We start from the raw sequence: 17,625 nt of genomic DNA on the forward strand, positions 1-17,625 counted from the left end.
GCGGCGAGATGCGCGGCTGGATGGCGAGGTTCGCAAACGGCCTGAACAGAGTGATGCGGAGATGCCGTATCTGGCCAGGCCGGAGCGCTGCGGCTTCAGCCGACCGGGGTGACGACGCCGCAGGCGCACTTGATCGAGACCTGGACCTCGCCGTTCTGGATGGCGTCGCAGGCGTCGCCGACGAGCTCGACCTCGCTGGGGTTGTTGAGCTGCCAGCCGTTGTCGCCGTCGAGCGGGATGACCTCGCCGTTGACGAAGACGGCGCACTCGTCCTCGCCGCCCTCGGCGACGGCGCCGTCGAGGGTGAGCTTGCAGTCGCGGACGCCGTCGACGATGTCGGCGAAGGCGTCGGCGAGGGCCTGGGCGTCGTCGGCCTTGTAGAAGGGGGCGTCGGGGTCGCCGGGGCCGACGCCGGCGCCGGCGTTGGCGACGTCCTGGAGGTGCTGGTCGCTGACCTCGTTGCCGACGCTGATGACGTAGGTGCGCACGCCCTGCTCGAACGCGGCGGCGGCGGCCTCGACCGACTCCTCCTGGCCGTTCTGCGGGTTGGGCTGGGCGCAGGTGTCGGGCTCGCCGTCGGTCGCGAGGACGATGACCTTGGTGCCCTCGCTCGGGTCCATGACGAGCGTGGGCGTGACGGCGGCGATCGACTCGCCGGTCGGGGTCTCGTCCTCCGGCTGGCTGGCCTCCCAGGTGGCGGCGATCGCCCCGTAGTTGTCGAGCGCGGGCGGGGTCTCGGTGATGACGGGACACTGGCCGCCCTCGTCGCCCTCGAAGCTGGTGTAGAGCGCCATGCCGAAGCGGACCTGGCCCTCGAGCTGGGGCACGAGGCCGTCGTCCGGGTCGAGCAGGGCGTTGTACACGGCGTCCCAGCGGTCGGTGCCGCCGAAGTTGGAGGTCATGCTGCCCGATTGATCGATGAGCAGCAGGACGGTGGGGATCTGCGGCTCGAACTTGACGTCGGCGTCGGCGCAGGTTCCCGTGTCGCTGCCGCCCCCGACGTCGTAGCGCACGACGTCGGTGCTCGAGCCGAGGGTCGGCTCGCTGTCGCTCGAGGTGACGCTGGTGATGCCGGGGATCCCCGGGCCGGTGGTGCCGGTGCCGGTGCCGGTGTCGGTCCCCGCGGTCTCGCCGACGCCGCCGCAACCCGCGATGACCACACACGCTGCCCAAATTGCCCCGACTGAATTCATGCGTCGCTGATGCATCCGTGCAAGAGTAATGAGATCGCGGCCGCGCGCTAGCCTGATTGTACGCGCCGCCTCTGGACCGCAGGCGGGGGCCTGCAAACCCGTGTTCGAGATCGATGCGGACAGTGCCGCGTATGGCACGCGGTTCGGTAGGACACGGTGCCGCGATGAACGGCGCTGCGTGTGAATGCGAGGACGCCGGCGCGAGAGGCATTTGCTGGCACATGCCCGCGCTCGCGCCCGCCGGCGCGCTCGATGCTGCTCGCGCGCGAGGAATCGACGGTTCCTCGTGCGTGTTCGATGGTGCCCGCGGAAGGTCGGAGAATGCCCTGTCTCGTGCGGCCGACGGCCGTGCGGCACCATGGCGACAAACGTCGATCGCAGGCCCCTCGCAGGGTCTCGCGGCGAAAGACACCGGGCGAAGGGATGTCCCGGAGGACATGTCTTCGCCGCAACATCCGCTCAGTCGTCGTCGCCCTCACCGTGTGCGTCGCGGTGAGCCTTGCGGTGAATCAGGCGCGCCAGCGGGCCGCGCGGGGGCACCGAGCACAGCAGTTCCTCGGCGACGCCGTGGTGGTGGAGGACGTGATTGGCGGCGAGGATCCCCGAGCTGGCGGCGCGCTCCATCAGCGCGGTGGGGAACGGGGTGTGGACGAAGTCGCCGGCGAGGTAGAGGGTGGGGTCGGGGGTGTCGACGCGCAGGCGCATGGGGTGGCTGCCGGGGCGGAAGGCGGGGCAGTCCTGGCGCAGGAGGAAGCGCTCGTCGAGGTGCCGGGCGGCGCGCGTCTCGGGGTAGAGGTCGTGGAGGGCGCGCAGCAGGTCGGCCTTGATCGCGGCCTCGTCGGCGAGGTCGTCGGGGAGGGCGTAGGCGTGCAGCTCGACGACGCTGCCGCCGGTCCGCGCGGCCCACTCGCGGCTCTCGTCCTCGAACAATTCGTAGAGCGAGATGTTGTCGACGAGGCCGAGCCCGGTGGTGCCGACGAAGGCGGCGCGGCCGGGCGCGCAGGCGCGGTCGAGCCACAGGCGCCACACGGCGAAGCGGGCGGTGACGGACTGGGCCGCGACCTGCTCGCGCCAGCAGTGGGCGGCGCCGGGATCCTCGGGGGCCTCCGCGCGCGGGTGGCCGAGCGCGGGCGATTCGTCGACGAGGCGCTGCAGGCCGGGGACGCTGGCGGCGAGGATCAAGGCGTCGGCCGAGTAAACCTGTCCTCTCGAGCTGGTGAGGCGGTGGCGGCCGTCGGGGCCGCGATCGACGTGGACGGCGCCCTCGCCGGTGCGCAGGCGGACGCCGTGGCGCTCGAGGACGGCGGCCATGGGGCGCCACAACCTGGTGGAGAAGGGGCCGTCGACGAGGTCGAAGACGATGCCCTCGGGGTTGGCGATGAAGTAGAAGTGAAACATCATCAGGAGCTCGGCGGCGCTGAACTCCTGCTCGGGGTTGAAGAACGAGTGGGCGAAGACATCGAACAGCATCTGCCGCGCGCGCGCGGGGAAGCCGAGGCGGTCGAGGAAGCTGTGGGCGTCGAGGCGGTCGAACTGGGCGTAGGTGGCCCGCGGGTCGTAAGCCATGATCGCGCGGCCGCAGGTGTCGTCGACGCGCAGGGCGTCGCGCAGGGTCATGCTCTTGCTGCGGCGGATCAGGCTGACGAGGTTCCAGATCGGGAGCCTGGGCAGGCCGGCGAACGACTCGCGCTGGCCGTCGGGGCCGAGCAGCGGGTAGTCGGCGACGGGCCGCAAGAAAGCGAGCTCGGGGTCGATGCGCCGCAGCCAGGCGCGCAGGTTGTAGTACTGGCGGAAGAAGGCGTGAAAGCCCCGCTCCATCTCGAAGGGGGTGCCGTCGGCGAGGGTGTCCGTCCAGGCGCCGGCGCGACCGCCGAGGTAGGTCTCGGGCTCGAGCACGGTGACGCGGGCGCCCCGCTCGGCGAGCACGGTGGCGGCCGCGAGCCCGGCGATCCCGCCGCCGACGACGAGGACGTCGAGCGGCCGCGGGAGGCGGTGCGGGGCCCGCTTGTCGGGCTGGTTGGCAGGTCGGCGGGAGATTCCCAGCATGGGCGCGCTCGTGTCGGTGGCAGTTTCGGGGCGATGTGGAGGGGCGGCGCTCAGGCTGTCCGCGGGGTCAGGCGGGCGGTGCGGCGGCGCGAGGGGAGAATGCCGCGCGAGACATGGGAGCCGGACGGCCGCGGAGGATGGGCCTGGCTGTCTCGCGGGACATGTCTCGGGGTCTCATGGTTCGGGGCGGAGGAGTAGTATGTCCTCGAGGACATGTCGGGCGAGCGGCGGCGAGGAGTGGAGTAGCATGTCCTCGAGGACATGTCGGTGAGGGCGGTCCGCGACGGCGCGGACAGGGGTTTTGCGGGCGGGCGCGGCGGCGGGGGTCGGCGAGGCGCGGACAGGATCGGTGTCTCAGGGTCGAGCTCGCTCAGACCGGGCGGCGGGCCAGGAAGGTGTGCACGATCCCCTGTTGCCAGCCGTCCATGGTCTCGCTGCGCGCGTCGCAGAAGCCGGCGGCCTGCAGGCGGCGCTGGAAGGCGGCGGCGCCGTCGAATGCGTTGACGCTGCGGCGCAGGTAGCGGTAGATCTTCGAGCTCGGCGAGGTGACGAGGCCGGCGGGGATGATGATGCCGATGCACACGGCGTTCCACACCAGGTGGGCGCGCAGCGAGTCGCGCACGCTGTACTCGTGGAAGCAGATCACGCCGCCGGGCTTGAGCAGCGGCAGGAGGCGGCGCAGGCACAGGTCGGGGTCCGGCATGTTGCGGATCCCGTAGGCCATCATGATGCCGTCGAAGGGGCCGGCGGCGCCGTGTGCGGCGGGGTCCATGGCGTCGCCGTGGAGGAAGCGGACGCCGGTGAGCTCGCGCTTCTTGCGGGCCAGCTCGAGCATGCCGGCCGAGGCGTCGAGGCCGGTGATGCGCGCGCGCGGGTAGGTGCGCACGAGGGCGAGGGTCGAGAGACCTGTCCCACAGCACAGGTCCAAAAGGTCGGCATCACCGGGCATCCGCATGCGCTCGGCGCTGAGCTCGAGGTGGCGGCTGTAGCCGGGGTTCATGCCGGTGAGGAGGTCGTAGCGGGCGGCGACGCGGTCGAAGGCGTGCGGGACGGCCTGCTTCTGGGCGCGCAGAGACGGCGGCGGTCGGGTCATGGTGGCGTTGGGGAAGAGGAGGCGCGGGGGCTGGGAGAGTCTGCGCGAGGATCGAGGGCGAGCGAGGATCAATCGGCGGCGGATCGAGCAGCGACCCGGACGTCGCGGCGCGGGGCCGCAATGGTGCGAGATGCTGGTGAGAGCCGTGGGGAGGCGTCGCGGCCCGGACGGGGATCGGGGGCGCGTCGGTGGCTGGTGGCGCGGGGGATCGCGCTGCGCCGGCGACCCCGGGTCGGCGAGTCGCGGGTCACGAGCGGATGCTGGCGGCGATCGGGGTGGGCACGGCGAGGAGCTGCTCGGACCAGCGGCGGAGGTGGGCGAGGAGGTCGTTGCGGCCGGCGCAGGCGGGGACGCGGCCGGCGGCCTTTTCGACGAGGTCGCCGAGGTGGACGGTGGCGCCGGACAGGCCGAGCTCGTGGACGGCCGAGGGCCGGTCGTGGACGCGGTCCTGGCCGACAGGCTTGCCGAGCAGCTCGGGCCGGCCGTAGGCGTCGCGGATGTCGTCGGCGATCTGGTAGGCCTCGCCGAGCCGGTAGCCGAGGCCGGTCCACTGCAAGGGGTCGCCGCCGCCGGTCAAGGCGCCGGCGATGATGGCGGCCTCGAACAGGGCGCCGGTCTTGGCCCGGTGGTAACGCCCGAGGTCGTCGAGGTCGGACTCGGACTCCCAGCCCTGACCGGCCACGATGCCCGAGGGCCCGCCGACGCCGCGGGCGATGACGCGGAGCAGGCCGGGCAAGAGGTGCGGGTGCGGGCCGCCGGCGCGCGCGAGGGTCTCGAAGGCGAGGACGATGAGGGCGTTGCCGGCGAGGATCGCCAGCTCCTCGCCGAAGGCGGCGTGGACGGTCGCCTGGCCGCGGCGCACCGCGGCGTCGTCGAAGCACGGCAGGTCGTCGTAGACGAGCGAGGCGCAGTGCAAGAGCTCGATCGCGGCCGCGGCCGCGTCGGTCAAGGCCGGGTGCGCGTCGCCGCAAGCGCCCGCGACGGCGAGACAGAACTCGGGGCGAAACCGGGCGCCGCCGGGGAAGACGGCGTGCCGCATGGCATCCCCCAGCCGCGGCGGGCACGGCAATGCGGTCGCCTGGTCGAGACAGCTCTTGAGGGCTCGGTCGATGCGCCGTCGAGATTCCATGGCCGCTGCTCACGCCCGATCGGGCCGCCGTAGGGTCGCTTGAGGGCCTGCCGGCCAGGAAATTAGGCTCAAAAGCATGCCTGCCTGTTCAAAGACTGTCAATAAATCGGGTTAACATTGGACAAAGACTTGAAACCTGGAGTGGTCGCGATAATTTGGTGACAGTCATGGTGGTGGCGAAGCAGAGCCCCCGGGTGGTCGTGGTCGGCGGCGGGGCCGGAGGGCTGGCGGCGGCGGTCGACTGTGCCCGCCGAGGGGCCGCGGTGGTGGTGCTCGAGCGCGGCGCGGCGGTCGGCGGCAAGGTGCGCCAGGAGTGGGTCGGAGGCCAGCCGATCGATGCGGGGCCCACGGTGCTCACCATGCGCTGGGTGTTCGAGGCGCTGTTCGCCGACGCGGACGATGCGCTCGGCGAGCACGTGCAGCTGCAACCGCTGCCGCTGCTGGCCCGCCACGCCTGGCAAGACGGCGAGCGGCTCGACCTGTACGCCGACCGCGAGGCCTCGGCCGCGGCGATCGCCCGCTTCGCCTCGGGGGCCGACGCCTCCGGGTACCTCGCGTTCTGCCGCCACACAGAGGCGATCTACCAGAAAGTGCAGGATCCGTTCATCCGCGCGGTGCGGCCGACGCTGGCCGGGATGGTCGGCTCCCTGGGCCTGCGCGGGCTGCCGGGCGCCCTCGGGATCGATTTCCACCGCACGATGTGGAAGGCGATCTGCGATTATTTCCAGGATCCCCGGCTGCGCCAGCTGTTCGCCCGCTACGCGACCTACTACGGCTCGAACCCGTTCGAGGCGCCGGCGACCCTCAACCTGATCGCCCACGTCGAACAGGCCGGGGTGTGGGCGCCGGTCGGCGGGATGACGGCGTTGATCCAGGCGGTGGCCGGGCTGGCGCGCCGCCTCGGGGCGGAGATCCGCCAGGAGGCCGCGGTCACGGCGATCGAGGCCGACAGCCGGGTACGGGCGGTCCGGCTGGCCAGCGGCGAGCGCATCGCGGCCGACGCGGTGATCTTCGCCGGCGACCTGGCGGCGCTGTCCGGCGGGCTGCTCGGCGCGGCGGCGGCGCGGGCGGTGAAGGGGCCGCCGAGGTCGCGGCGCTCGCTGTCGGCGGTGACGTGGTGCCTGCGCGGCACGACCGAGGGCTGGCCGCTCGCGTATCACAACGTACTGTTCTCGCGGGACTACGCGGCCGAGTTCACGGCGCTGTTCGCCCGCGGGGCGCTCCCGCACGAGCCGACTGTCTACGTGTGTGCGCCGGATCGCCTGGGCGATCCCCGGCCGGAGGTGGCGGAGCGCCTGTTCGTCCTGGTGAACGCGCCGCCACGCGGCGGCGAAGGGTGGCTCACGGCGAGGGAGATCGAGGCATGCGAACGAGCGACATGGGGAGTGATCGAGCGCTGCGGGCTGTCGATGGCGCCGACGGAGCCGCCGCGGGTGACGACGCCCGACGAGTTCGCGGCGAGGTTCCCAGGCTCGGGCGGGGGGCTGTACGGGACGGCGACGCGGGGCCTGCTGGACGCGATGGTGCGGCCGACAGCGGCGACGAAGCTGCCGGGGCTCTACGTGGCCGGGGGCAGCGTGCATCCGGGAGCGGGGGTGCCGATGGCGACGCTGAGCGGGCGCTACGCGGCGACGACGGCGTGCGCGGGCCTCGCTTCGACCGGGTGGTCCCTCCGGGCGGCTACGGCTGGTGGTACCTCGACGCGCTCAGCGACGACGGCAGCCACGGACTGACGATCATCGCCTTCGTCGGCAGCGTGTTCTCGCCGTACTACGCCAGGGCCCGCGCGAAGGCCCCGGCCGGCGCGGCCGACCCGATGGCCCATTGCGCGATCAACGTGGCGCTCTACGGGCCGGGGATCGACGCGTGGGTGTTCACCGAGTACGGCGCCAGCGAGGTCGAACGCCGGCCGGAGCAGCTGCAGGTCGGCCGCAGCGCGATCGGCTGGGAGGGCGACTGCCTGGTGGTCCGCTTCGACGAGCGCACGGCGGTGTTCGGCCAGCGCGTGGCCGGGACGGTGCGCCTGTACCCGTCGGCGTTCCCGAACCGGCCCGAGCCGCTCGACGCCCACGGCCGCCACACGTGGTTCCCGGCGGCCCCGCACGCGCACGTGGTCGCCGAGCTGACGGCGCCGCAGCTGACGCTGCGCGGGACCGGCTACCACGACGCGAACTTCGGCGACGAGCCGCTCGAGGCGGGCTTCCACGACTGGAGCTGGTCCCGCGCGGCGCTGCCCGACCGCACGGTGGTGCTGTACGACGCCCACCGCTGCGACGGCAGCACGCTGCAGCTCGGCCGGGTGTTCCACGCCGACGGCCACGTCGAGCCGCTGGCGGCCGCGCAGACGATGACGCTCGGCCGCACGCGCTGGTGGATCGCCCGCTCGACCCGCACCGACGGGGCGCCGGCGAAGGTCGTCCGCACGCTCGAGGACACGCCCTTCTACGCGCGCACGCAGGTGGCCACCGCCTTCGGCGAGGTGCCGGTGCGCGCGGTCCACGAGTCGCTGTCGCTGTCGCGCTTCTGCTCGCCGCTGGTGCAGACGATGCTGCCGTTCCGGATCCGCCGGGTGAGCTAGCGTACATGTCCTGAGAGGAATGCTCGCGAGGACATGCCCTTTGGAGCATGCCCGGGCGAGCATGTCCGGGGGCGGGCTCGCCCGGATCGCGCGCCCGGGCATTCCTGAGCGCCTCGACCTCGATCCCCGGTGTCGATGCAGACGACGATCGGATCGGACGGCCCGCGAGCCCGGCCGAAAGCACGCACCGTCCCGAATTCGAGCGTCGAGAGCTATTTCAGCTCCTGCGGCCGTGACGGTGACCGACAGTTGAATTGTGCGTGGTGGCGGAGAAATTGCGGAGGCGCCTTCGATTCGAAGGGTACGAACCCGGCGTCGGCCAGCTACCAAAGATACGATAACCGCCGGCTCTACCGGAGTCGCGATTCGCCCCGGTGCGTCCTGCGTCGATCGCGGCGCGGCGATGCGCCGCATCGGTTCGTTTTGGCGCTGGTGGTCGCGTTCGCGTGAAGAACGCTTCATGATGCGGCTGAGGCCGCCAAGCCTGCCCGGAGCGCCTATTCACTCGCCGGGTCGAGATCGATCGAATATTCCGCACGCCAGCGATCTGGGTCGATGCGCGCCGATGGTTTCGAAGCGGCGATCGGAGGTGCTACAAGGCGGGCCAGCCGCCGGCGCCCACATTCTCGTGGGAGCGCCGCCGGGAAGTTGCATTCAAACCCGAGAGATTCGACTCATGCGTACCATTTCCAAGCTTTCCCTCGCTGCCCTCTTCACCGTCTCGTTCACCGCCTGCCCCGCGGACGAGGGCGAGACGACCGACACCACCGCGGCCACCCCGGGCACGGACGCGACCGCCACGATGACCCCGGCGACCGCCACCGAGTCCCCCACGGGCACGGACGGCACGGAGGGCTCGGACACCGAGGCCCCGACGACCACCGAGACGACGGGTAACGGCGGGGCCGGGTTCTGCGCCCAGACCTGCGCGGCCGTGGCCGAGTGCGTGCCGATGGGCGGCAACGAGGCCGACTACGCCTGCACCGACGGCTTCTGCGAGTACAAGGGCCAGCTCCCGGCCTGCGACGACACCACCTGCCCGGCGGCCGCCGGCGGCGCTTGTGCCGACGTCAACGGCGTCAACCAGTGCACCTTCCCGTGCACCGAGGGCGGCACCGAGTGCGACCTCCTCCAGCTCGAGTGCACCGGCATGAACGACGCCGGTGAGCCGATCTGCGCGGCCAAGCCCTGCGGCGGCGTGGCCGAGGGTGCCGCCTGCGAGATCGCCGGCTTCGGTCAGCTCGGCGTCTGCACCGACGGCGTGTGCTCGTGCTCCGCGGACACCGAGTGCACCGCCGAGGGCTACGCCTGCAACCAGTAAGTCGGCCGGGCGGTCCCTGAGGGGCGCTCTCGCGCGCCCCGGTCAGGTGACCGCGTATGTCCCGAGGGACATGCCGACATGAGAGCTCCGGGTCGCACGTCGACGACGCGCGACCCGGATTCTTTTAAAATGGGCCGCTCCTGCGCGGGCGGGCGTCTTCAGGACATGTTCAAAGAGGAATGTCGCAAAGGACATGCTCGTTGGTGCATGTTCAGGCGAGCATGTCCGAGCGGCGGCGGTAGGGGCGGAGACCGAGCAGGGCGGCGACGGCCACGGCGACGGCGTTGAGCATGCCGAGCATGAGGGTGGCGAAGTAGGGGAAGAAGTAGATCGCGGGGGGCGGGACCGGGAAGCCGAGGCGCCAGCCGAGGGCGACGGGGTGGGCCAGGCTGAGGACGGTGCCGAGCGCGGACAGGGCGGCGAGGTCGAGCATGAGGGCGCAGCGATCGCGGCGCAGCAGCCAGTGGCCGAGCGTGGCGAGGGTGGTCCAGGCGAGGCCGAGGACCACGGTGAAGCCGATGAACTCGCCGCGGCCGGCCACCGAGCTGAGGTCGAAACTGCCGCGCAGGCCGACCTGCAGGGCGTAGGTGACGACGGCGAACAGGGCGACGAAGCCGAGGCCGAACAGGGCGCCGGGGCGGGCGTGGTCGCGGCGGGCGCGACGGCGGTGGACGAGGGCCTGGGCGACGAGCACGAATCCGAGGAGGGCGGCGAAGGGGACGGCGGCGAGCAGCTGGCTGCGGCGGTGGGCGGCGTAGAAGCGGTCCCAGCTGCCGTCGCTGGCGGGCAGCCACCCGCGCAGAGCGGCCTCGTTGACGCGGCGGAACCGCTCGACGGCGGCGCGGCGGTCGGCGAGGTAGTCGGCGGGCAGGACGGCCGGGTCGGCGATGTCCCAGAGCACGTCGAGCTCGTCGTCGCCGGCGCGCATGTGGGCGGGGAACGGCAGGCCGAGCAGGAGCGCCAGGGACGGCCCTACTGTGGTGATTCGCAAATGCCCGTGGTCGGGCAGGTGGCGCACGCCGAGGCCGGCGTGGCAGGTCATGACGTTGGCGATCGGCTCCTGGGCCCCGCCGTGGCCGCCGCGCGGCGAGTGGCCGTGATCGGCGGTGACGATGACGAGGTCCTGCGCGAGGTCGAGGCGCTGCAGCAGGGCGGTGAGCTCGCGATCGACGCGGGCGACGGCGGCCTCGTACTCGCGCGAGGCGGCGCCGTGCTCGTGGCCGGCCTCGTCGACGTAGAGCGGATGGACGAGCACGAGGTCGGCCGCGGGGGCGCGGGCGAAGTAGTCGACGTCGAGGCCGGCGAGCTCGAAGGAGGTGAAGCCGCGCGGGAACAGCTCCTGCCACCACGGGACCTCGCTGATGCCGGCGACCGAGAGGCCGGCGGCGCGGGCCAGGTCCCACACCGACTCGGCGAACAGCGGCGACTCGTCGTCGTTGCCGCGGGCGCCGGTGCGGTCCTGTTCGAGGCCGGTGGAGATCGTGGCGTAGACGGGCCGCGACATCGAGGGCGCGCCGACGGCGGTCTTGCGACACTGGCCGCGCTCGCGCAAAAGAGCGATCGCGCCCATCGTCCGCGCGGCCTCGTGTCCGAGGCCGTCGATCACCACGAGCACGCTGTGGCGCGGTCTCCGCGGGCCCGCGTTCGCCGCCACGACGTCGGCGACGGGCACCGCGTAGAAACCGCTGGCGTGGGAGGACAGCCGCGCGGAGTAGGTGAGCCCCAGCAGCCACGGCACGGCGAGGCCGAGCGCGCAGCAGACGAGGAGGAGCCACATGCATCGCCGCTCGGTCATGTCGCGGGAGAGCATGGCCGATGCTGCGCGCCCGGGCGAATGCTGCTAGGAGAGGGGCGCCCCGGGAGAGGGGCCACGATGCACCGCGTCTGCAGATCGCTGGCACTCGTCGCGGCCGCGCTGGCGGCCTGCGCCCCGACCTGGAAGGCGCCGCTGGTGGTCGACCACCGCGAGGTCGCGCGCGCCCTGCACGACCCGGCCGACGTCGGCGCGCGCTTCGATCCAAAGGCGGTGCCGGTGATCGCGGCGCCGCACAAGCTCCGGCCGTGCTGCGCGTTCGGCCAGGACCTGCGCGCCGAGGTCGGGCCGGTGCCGGTGCCGCTGTACAAGAACGAGAACATCCGCTCGCCCGACGAGCTCGGGCCGCACGGCTACGACCGCGGCGGCGCGTCGCCCGAGCGCAACGGGCTGGTCTACACCTGCCGCGGCGGCTTCCTCGACATCGCCCACGTGCGCGACACGGCCGACAAGACGCTCTTCTTGACGCTGCAGCTGGTGCGCGCGCTGCCGGGCGAGGTCACCGTCGAGTGGCCGGACGAGGGCACGCAGCGGCGCGTGAAGCTGAAGGCCTTGCCGAAGGGGCTGCTCGAGCGCCACGGGCGGTGGAAGACGGCGACGTTGCTGGCCGGCTGGGCGGTCCAGCAGCTGGCGACGTGGCACGAGGTGGTGACGTGGTACGGCTTCGAGAGCGTGCCCGGGGTGTCGGAGCGGCTGTCGGCGTTCTCGCCGGAGGACGTGTATTCGAACGTGCTCGGCATCAACCTGGCGGCGGGGCTGATCCTCGACGGGGAGATCCGCTCGCGCGAGGCGTACGACACGGCGATGCAGGCGTGGCTGCGCGAGGCGCTGCGCCGCCTCGGGGCGGTGTCGAAGCAGGAGGCCCGCGCGGCGATGCAGGCGGTCGACGGCCGCTGGTGGGACTCGCGCAAGCGGATCCCCGAGTTCACGCTGGTGACGCGACGCTATGTGCATAACGATTCGCCGGTGCCGGCGTGGCTGGTCGACGCTCCCGACATTCGCAAGACCTGCTCGGGACAGCCGCCGCCGCTGCCGCTGGTGCTCGAGCAGAAGATCGGCGAGCACGAGATCGCGGCGCTGGTGACCGTCGAATTCGAGTTCGACTCGTGGCTGCCGGAGCGGTTCCCGCTGCCGATCGCCAGGGGCTCGACGGTGACGCCGCGCGACTTCTCGGCCATCTTCGCGGGCATCCGCGCGGAGGCCGTCGAGGCGTTCGGGCCCGACTTCGACAAGCCCGACGACGGATGAATCCGGCGCGAAAACGCGCGACAAAAATCAGCCGTCAAGGCGTGACGGATCGCGTGGCGGCTGCCACTACCCCTGCGGGGCCCGTGGTGCCGGAGTCGCGCCGGTAGCACGCGATATCCATAACGCGACGTATCCGCCCGGTTCCGCTCCGGTTCGCACAGCTTCAGGTCTCACCGGCCTCGAAGCGCTTTTAATCCGAGCCATCCCCCACCAGGGGCGAGGGCTCGAGCCCCTCGAGAGTCTCGCGCACGACGGAGGCGCTAAACGGGCGATCGGCGCTCCACGCTCGCCGCAGCGCCAGCCGTCCGAGCCGTTCGGTGAGGTCGGAGTAGCTGAAGGGGACGTCCGCGCGCGTGCTGGCGTCGACCAGGTCGGCGATGTCTCGTTCGCTCGCGTGGGCCTTGTGCAGCATCGCCTTGAACAACTCTGCGCGGGCATCGGCGTCGGGTCGAGCGAACTTGAGGTGAGAGGCCGCTCGACGAAGGACCGCTGGGTCGAGCGCCGACGCGCGGTTGGTGATGAGCAGGGTCACCAGCGGTACCTTTTCGCGCGCCAGCAGGTCGAGTTGCTTGAGCAGGACATTGAGGCCTGCCCGATCTTCATGATGCGCCTGCATCTGCGCGCGACTGGTGGCCAGGTCGTCGGCTTCGTCGATGATGAGCAGGGCTGCGTCGAACTCGCGGGCGCGAGCCTTGGCCTGAGTGAATGCGTCCGTGAGGCGGGCTGAAATCTCTCCCACGCGACCCCAACCCCGGATGTCGGAGGGGGTCTCGAGGACGAGCACCCGCCGCTCGAGCCGATCCGCCAGAGGCGTCGCCACCGACGATGCGAGCGCGGTCTTGCCGCATCCGACCTCGCCGGAGAGCAGCAACAGGCGACTGCTCGCGGCCCCTGCGTCGGCGAAGGGCAGTCCGCGCGGATGGTGCCGCTCGCGCCACTTCTCGAACTCCTCCGGTGCGAGCATCAATACCAGGTCTTCGAGGAGGCGCTGCTTCTGCGCGTCGATGCCGAGGAGGCCGTCGAAGCGACGCCTCGCGGACTTGTCGGGGTGTTTGGTCTCCAGGAGGGTCAGCTCGCTCATGTCCATTCTCCGACCTTCTTACGGGTGAGGCCGTACCCGCTCTGAGAGTACTGGCGATCGACGTACGTGTTGCCGGTCAGGATCTTGCCGTCCATGCCCCAGCGGCGCCTCTGCAGGTACTGGAGGACTTTCTCGCGCCCGCGGCCGTTCGGACGCAGTCGCAAGGTGATGCCGACCGTAGTGCCCGTGGCAAAGTCCAGGTAGTTGATGCCGCCGGGGCGCTGACTGGCGCTGATCGAGCCGTCGTCCTTGACCTCGTAGTCCAGGGCCCGTTGTTGTCCAGTCGGGCTCGTGAACTTGAGCTGGAACATCTCGACGGCTTCTTCGCAGAGGGCGAAGAGCAAGGCGTCGTGCCACTCCTCGGCCTGCGCCGCGGTGATGAGTCCGGCGTTCTTTAGGGCCGTGAAGTCGCCCAGGACGCTGATCATGACGGCCCGGGCGCGAGCCTCGGTGAAGGTCGAGGCTTCTGTCGTGGTGTAGGTCGAGGCCATCACAGTTCTCCGTGATGCCGGAAGGGGTTGCCGAACAGCTCGATCAAGACCTTTCGCGACTTCTCGTGCTCACCGGTACGCTCGAAGCTCTCGACTTCCGACCATTGGTCGCGGGCGGTGGCCACCCAGTCCGCGAGTTCTGTGATCTGCAGGTTGTTCCACGCCATCGGCAGGACGTTATTGTCCGGATTCACGGGGTCGAGGAGGGCCCACTGCCGGTCGTCGTCGGTGCGCGCGGAGGCCGGGCCGAAGTCGTCGAAGGCGACCCTCCGCTTGCGATGCGCTAGATCTGCCATGCGCGTGAACCACTGGCCGAGGGTCTCGGTGTAGGTCTCGGCTACCCCGCACTGGTCGAATGCCTTGGCGCAGAGCAGGTCGATCAGGATGCTGGGCACCTCTTCGATCGAGTGGGCGTCGCCCTCACGGTAATGACGCCACCACTTGACCAGCCGGACACACTCGTTGAATTTCACGCGCCCGGGCAAGTCGTTGCTGCGCCGGTTGCGGCGGCGCACGAACTCGATGTGGTCCTGAATCGAGGTCCGGCGTCGCTCGCCGTTGCTGCGGAACAGGAGCTGCTCGCGGTCGGTGCCGGACACCGCGAGCATCGGAACGAGATCGAAGTTGATCTTGCTACCGACGAAGGTGACACGCACCGAACTGCGGGTAGCGGAAGCCTCAGTGTCGGGGTAGCTGGCGCGGAAGTAGCCCAGGAAGCGTTCGATCAGGTGCCCTCGATCCTCGTCCTCCGGTATGCTGTCGGGGTCGACGACGATGGCGATGTCGACGTCCTGACCCTCGATCTCGGCGTCACCGTGCATGTGTCGACGCAGGCCTGTTCCCTTTTCATAGGAGCCCGAGAACGGCATGGACCGAATGACGAGCTTGTCGCTCTCGGCCTTCCCGCGCAGACGGCGCCGGACTTCGTCGGCTTGGGCCTTGATCCGCTCCTCACGCTCGCCAGGCGTGCGGATCCAGTCGACGAAGGTGCTCAGTCGTCGGTGCGACGGGCTCTTGGAGCTCAATTGCTTCACTGCTTCCTCCTGAGACTGAGCCGTAGTGCCGCCCGCCGGCCGGAACGATCACATCGTCACGCACGTGATCGTTCGGCCCTCGGCTCGGCACTCTCACGACCGTGATGGACGCCTCGTCCCAGCAGACCCACGTGATTCGCCTCTCCGCCAACATCGGCCGCCAGAAGGGGCTGTGGAACGGTGACCAGATCCAGGCCGCGCTGCGACCATGGCATGCGCTGCCGAACGGTCTGGACATCGATCTCGTGCCCCTGTCCGTATCGGACGCCGAGCCGGCCCTATGGGACCCGCTGGCGTCGGTGATCCGGCAGCGGGTGAGCGCCTATCTGCAACAGGTAGCGAGCTCGCCCGTACGACGGATCTGTGTGTTTGGTCTCGCTCCAATCCCGTTGCTCATGGTTCTCGGTGAGGCTCTCGGAGAGAAACAAGAGATCCATGTGTTCAATCGCTTCCACGAACCTGGTGGCTGGCTCTGGGCCGAGACGCAGCCGGAACGCTCACGTTTCCAGGTGCTCACGCACGTCTCGCGGGGGACGCAGGTCGCGCTGCTGCTGTCGATCAGCGGCAAGGTGTTCGCTGAGGAGGCCGAGGCCATGCTTCCTCCGAGCCCTTGCGCGATGTACGAGATCGCGGTCGAAGAGCCGCGTCGTGACTCGATACGCGCGGTGTCCCAGTTGCATGAATTCGCCAGAATTTGCCAGGACTTGCTCGCCAAAATCCGGGCGACCCACGGGCCCCGCTGCCGAATTCACGTTTTCCCGGCAGTCCCGGTCGCCGTAGCGATCCAGTGCGGGTTGAGCCTTCTCCCCAAGGCCGATCCCGCGATGCGAATCTATGATCACCAGCGAGACAGGGGCGGGTTCGTGGCCACGCTAGAGCTGCTGTCACCGGGACCCCCGTTGCCCCAACGTCGAGCAGAGCCTGCACGGGCGTTGGTTCAGTTCCTCAGCGATTCATTTGACAGCAAGGACCTTCGGCTTCTGTTCAGTCTCGACGATCACCTGGGACCGCTGGTCGAGAAGATAGATTGGTCTGCGGCGTTCGCCCTGGTGACCGTGGAGGTCGTGGAGGTATTGCGGAAGCACGGCAAGATCGGGCCAGAGCTATTCGCGGCGCTGCGCAAAGCGCGCCCGGCAAGAGGGGCGGAGATCGACGAGGTTGCAGCGGAATGGGGGTGCTGAGGTGCGCCACCCCTCGACGCCGCTCTTGACGCCAGAAGCAGCAGAAGGACACCGGGCGGAACCGAACATCAAGCGGTTCACATCGCCGTTCGACATCGCGTCCGGGGTCGATAGTCAGGTATTCTCGGCTCGGAGCGTTTCACCTGCCCGTCTCTCACCCCACCTGCAGCCTTCCTACTCTATCATTTAGGCTATGCTCCTCTAGACATGTTTTTTGGAGCATGATCATTGGGGCATGTCTCTTTGGGCTGGTGGTCCCGCGGCCGACGCAGGCGCACCAGGTCGGGCTGTCGCGCGGGGTGTACACGGTCGACGGGCGCGAGATCGCGGCCGAGGTGACGTTCGCGCGCGGGGAGCTGCGCGGGCTGGCGCCGGGGCTCGACGCCGACGGCGACGGGCTGCTCGGTGACGACGAGCTGGCCGGCGGGGGCGCGGCGCTGGCGGCGGTGGTGGCGGGCATCGAGGTGACGGGCGACGCCCAGGCGTGCCCGGGGTCGCTGGTGCGCGCGGGGCTGACGGAGGAGGACGGGGCGGTGATGGCGGTGCGCCACGTGTGCGCCGCGCCGCCGCGCGAGCTGGTGCTGCGGTGGTCGCTGTTCGAGGGCGGGAAACTGGCGGCAGGGCATCGCCACATCGCGGAGTTCGTGGCGCCGGGAGCTGGTCCCGAGGACATCCTCGCCGAGGGGGTGCTGCACGCGCGCGCGCCGGCGGCCACGGTGCCGCTCGACGGGGCCGCGGGCGAGCGGCAGGGGTGGCCGGTGACGGCGTACTTCGAGCTCGGGGTCGAGCACATCCTGATCGGCACCGACCACCTGGTGTTCTTGCTCGGGCTCGTGGTGGTCGGGGGCCGGCTGCGCTCGCTCGTGGCGGTGATCACGGCGTTCACGCTGGGCCACTCGCTGAGCCTCGCGCTGGCGACCCTGGAGATCTGGACGCCCGACGGTTCGTGGGTCGAGCCGGCGATCGCGCTGTCGATCGCGTACGTCGGTCTCGAGAATTTCTTCGTCGCCGACGCGGCCGGGCGCTGGCGGATCACCCTGCCGTTCGGGTTCATCCACGGCTTCGGCTTCGCGGGCGTGCTGGCCGAGCTCGGGCTGCCGGCCGGCGAGGTCGGGCCGGCGCTGCTGCTGTTCAACCTCGGGGTCGAGGCGGGCCAGCTCGCCGTGCTGGCGCTGGTGCTGCCGGTGCTGCTGTGGCTGGGGCGACTGCCGGCGTACAGGAAGGGTCGCGGGGCGCGGTGGATCTCGGGGGCGATCGTGATCGCAGGGCTGGCGTGGTTCGTCGAGCGAGTGTTCGGCGGGTGATGCGGCGAGTTCAGCACCTCGTCGCCGTCGGCTTGCCCTGGCCGCGCCATCGGGCTCAGCGATGGCAGAACAAGCTCGGCCACAGACGCATCCAAGCGGTCGCGCTAGACGTG

14 protein-coding genes are annotated in these 17,625 nt (G+C 70.7%); 6 read left to right on the top strand and 8 right to left on the bottom strand.

From position 1 onward, the window contains the following. Positions 1 to 95: 95 nt before the first annotated feature. The 4 genes from K7C98_RS31470 to K7C98_RS31485 all read right to left on the bottom strand — a co-directional run bounded on the left by K7C98_RS31470 (position 96) and on the right by K7C98_RS31485 (position 5,371). The gene (locus K7C98_RS31470; RefSeq protein ID WP_224195513.1) at positions 96 to 1,160 is read right to left on the bottom strand and encodes a vWA domain-containing protein; all 1,065 of its coding nucleotides are present in this window, start codon (positions 1,158 to 1,160) and stop codon (positions 96 to 98) included. Positions 1,161 to 1,652: 492 nt separating this feature from the next. Beyond that, positions 1,653 to 3,239 (bottom strand): FAD-dependent oxidoreductase, encoded by a 1,587-nt coding sequence (locus tag K7C98_RS31475; protein ID WP_263430004.1) that lies wholly within the window; start codon positions 3,237 to 3,239, stop codon positions 1,653 to 1,655. A 370-nt stretch (positions 3,240 to 3,609) separates the two neighbouring features. Further along, positions 3,610 to 4,332, bottom strand: coding sequence for a class I SAM-dependent methyltransferase (locus tag K7C98_RS31480; protein WP_224195514.1), 723 nt, complete (start codon positions 4,330 to 4,332; stop codon positions 3,610 to 3,612). Positions 4,333 to 4,579: 247 nt separating this feature from the next. Then, the gene (locus K7C98_RS31485; RefSeq protein WP_431312846.1) at positions 4,580 to 5,371 is read right to left on the bottom strand and encodes a polyprenyl synthetase family protein; all 792 of its coding nucleotides are present in this window, start codon (positions 5,369 to 5,371) and stop codon (positions 4,580 to 4,582) included. Positions 5,372 to 5,628: 257 nt separating this feature from the next. Here K7C98_RS31485 and crtD point away from each other — a divergent pair, with 257 nt between their 5' ends. The 3 genes from crtD (at position 5,629) to K7C98_RS31500 (ending at position 9,360) form a co-directional block, all read left to right on the top strand. After that, entirely contained in the window at positions 5,629 to 7,194 is a 1,566-nt protein-coding gene (gene crtD, locus K7C98_RS31490) for a 1-hydroxycarotenoid 3,4-desaturase CrtD (protein WP_224195516.1), read from the top strand. Then, positions 7,125 to 8,039 (top strand): carotenoid 1,2-hydratase, encoded by a 915-nt coding sequence (locus K7C98_RS31495; protein ID WP_224195517.1) that lies wholly within the window; start codon positions 7,125 to 7,127, stop codon positions 8,037 to 8,039. The genes crtD and K7C98_RS31495 overlap by 70 nt, the downstream gene beginning before the upstream one ends. Positions 8,040 to 8,715: 676 nt before the next feature. Next, positions 8,716 to 9,360 carry a hypothetical protein gene (locus tag K7C98_RS31500; protein WP_224195518.1) on the top strand — a complete coding sequence of 215 codons (645 nt, stop codon included), beginning with the start codon at positions 8,716 to 8,718 and terminating at the stop codon, positions 9,358 to 9,360. Positions 9,361 to 9,571: 211 nt separating this feature from the next. Here the strand turns inward: K7C98_RS31500 and K7C98_RS44065 are convergent, their stop codons facing one another. Beyond that, positions 9,572 to 11,170 carry an alkaline phosphatase family protein gene (locus K7C98_RS44065; protein WP_263430005.1) on the bottom strand — a complete coding sequence of 533 codons (1,599 nt, stop codon included), beginning with the start codon at positions 11,168 to 11,170 and terminating at the stop codon, positions 9,572 to 9,574. Between the two features lie 63 nt (positions 11,171 to 11,233). Between K7C98_RS44065 and K7C98_RS31510 the strand changes: the two genes are divergently transcribed. Beyond that, on the top strand, positions 11,234 to 12,421 hold the full coding sequence (locus K7C98_RS31510) for a DUF4056 domain-containing protein (RefSeq protein ID WP_224195519.1): 1,188 nt from the start codon (positions 11,234 to 11,236) through the stop codon (positions 12,419 to 12,421). Between the two features lie 190 nt (positions 12,422 to 12,611). Here the strand turns inward: K7C98_RS31510 and K7C98_RS31515 are convergent, their stop codons facing one another. Genes K7C98_RS31515 through K7C98_RS31525 form a run of 3 tightly spaced genes read right to left on the bottom strand, consistent with a single transcriptional unit; the run spans position 12,612 to position 15,027 of the window. Beyond that, on the bottom strand, positions 12,612 to 13,502 hold the full coding sequence (locus tag K7C98_RS31515) for an AAA family ATPase (RefSeq protein WP_224195520.1): 891 nt from the start codon (positions 13,500 to 13,502) through the stop codon (positions 12,612 to 12,614). After that, positions 13,499 to 13,993, bottom strand: coding sequence for a hypothetical protein (locus K7C98_RS31520; protein WP_224195521.1), 495 nt, complete (start codon positions 13,991 to 13,993; stop codon positions 13,499 to 13,501). Before K7C98_RS31520 ends, K7C98_RS31515 begins: the two co-directional genes overlap by 4 nt. Further along, on the bottom strand, positions 13,993 to 15,027 hold the full coding sequence (locus K7C98_RS31525) for a CBASS oligonucleotide cyclase (protein ID WP_224195522.1): 1,035 nt from the start codon (positions 15,025 to 15,027) through the stop codon (positions 13,993 to 13,995). The genes K7C98_RS31520 and K7C98_RS31525 overlap by 1 nt, the downstream gene beginning before the upstream one ends. Positions 15,028 to 15,131: 104 nt before the next feature. Between K7C98_RS31525 and K7C98_RS31530 the strand changes: the two genes are divergently transcribed. Then, on the top strand, positions 15,132 to 16,208 hold the full coding sequence (locus K7C98_RS31530; RefSeq protein ID WP_224195523.1) for an SAVED domain-containing protein: 1,077 nt from the start codon (positions 15,132 to 15,134) through the stop codon (positions 16,206 to 16,208). A 221-nt stretch (positions 16,209 to 16,429) separates the two neighbouring features. Then, the gene (locus K7C98_RS31535; RefSeq protein ID WP_224195524.1) at positions 16,430 to 17,512 is read left to right on the top strand and encodes a HupE/UreJ family protein; all 1,083 of its coding nucleotides are present in this window, start codon (positions 16,430 to 16,432) and stop codon (positions 17,510 to 17,512) included. Positions 17,513 to 17,625: the final 113 nt, after the last annotated feature.

The sequence above is a fragment of the Nannocystis pusilla genome (genome assembly GCF_020073745.1).
GTDB classification, from domain to species: domain Bacteria; phylum Myxococcota_A; class Polyangia; order Nannocystales; family Nannocystaceae; genus Nannocystis; species Nannocystis radixulma.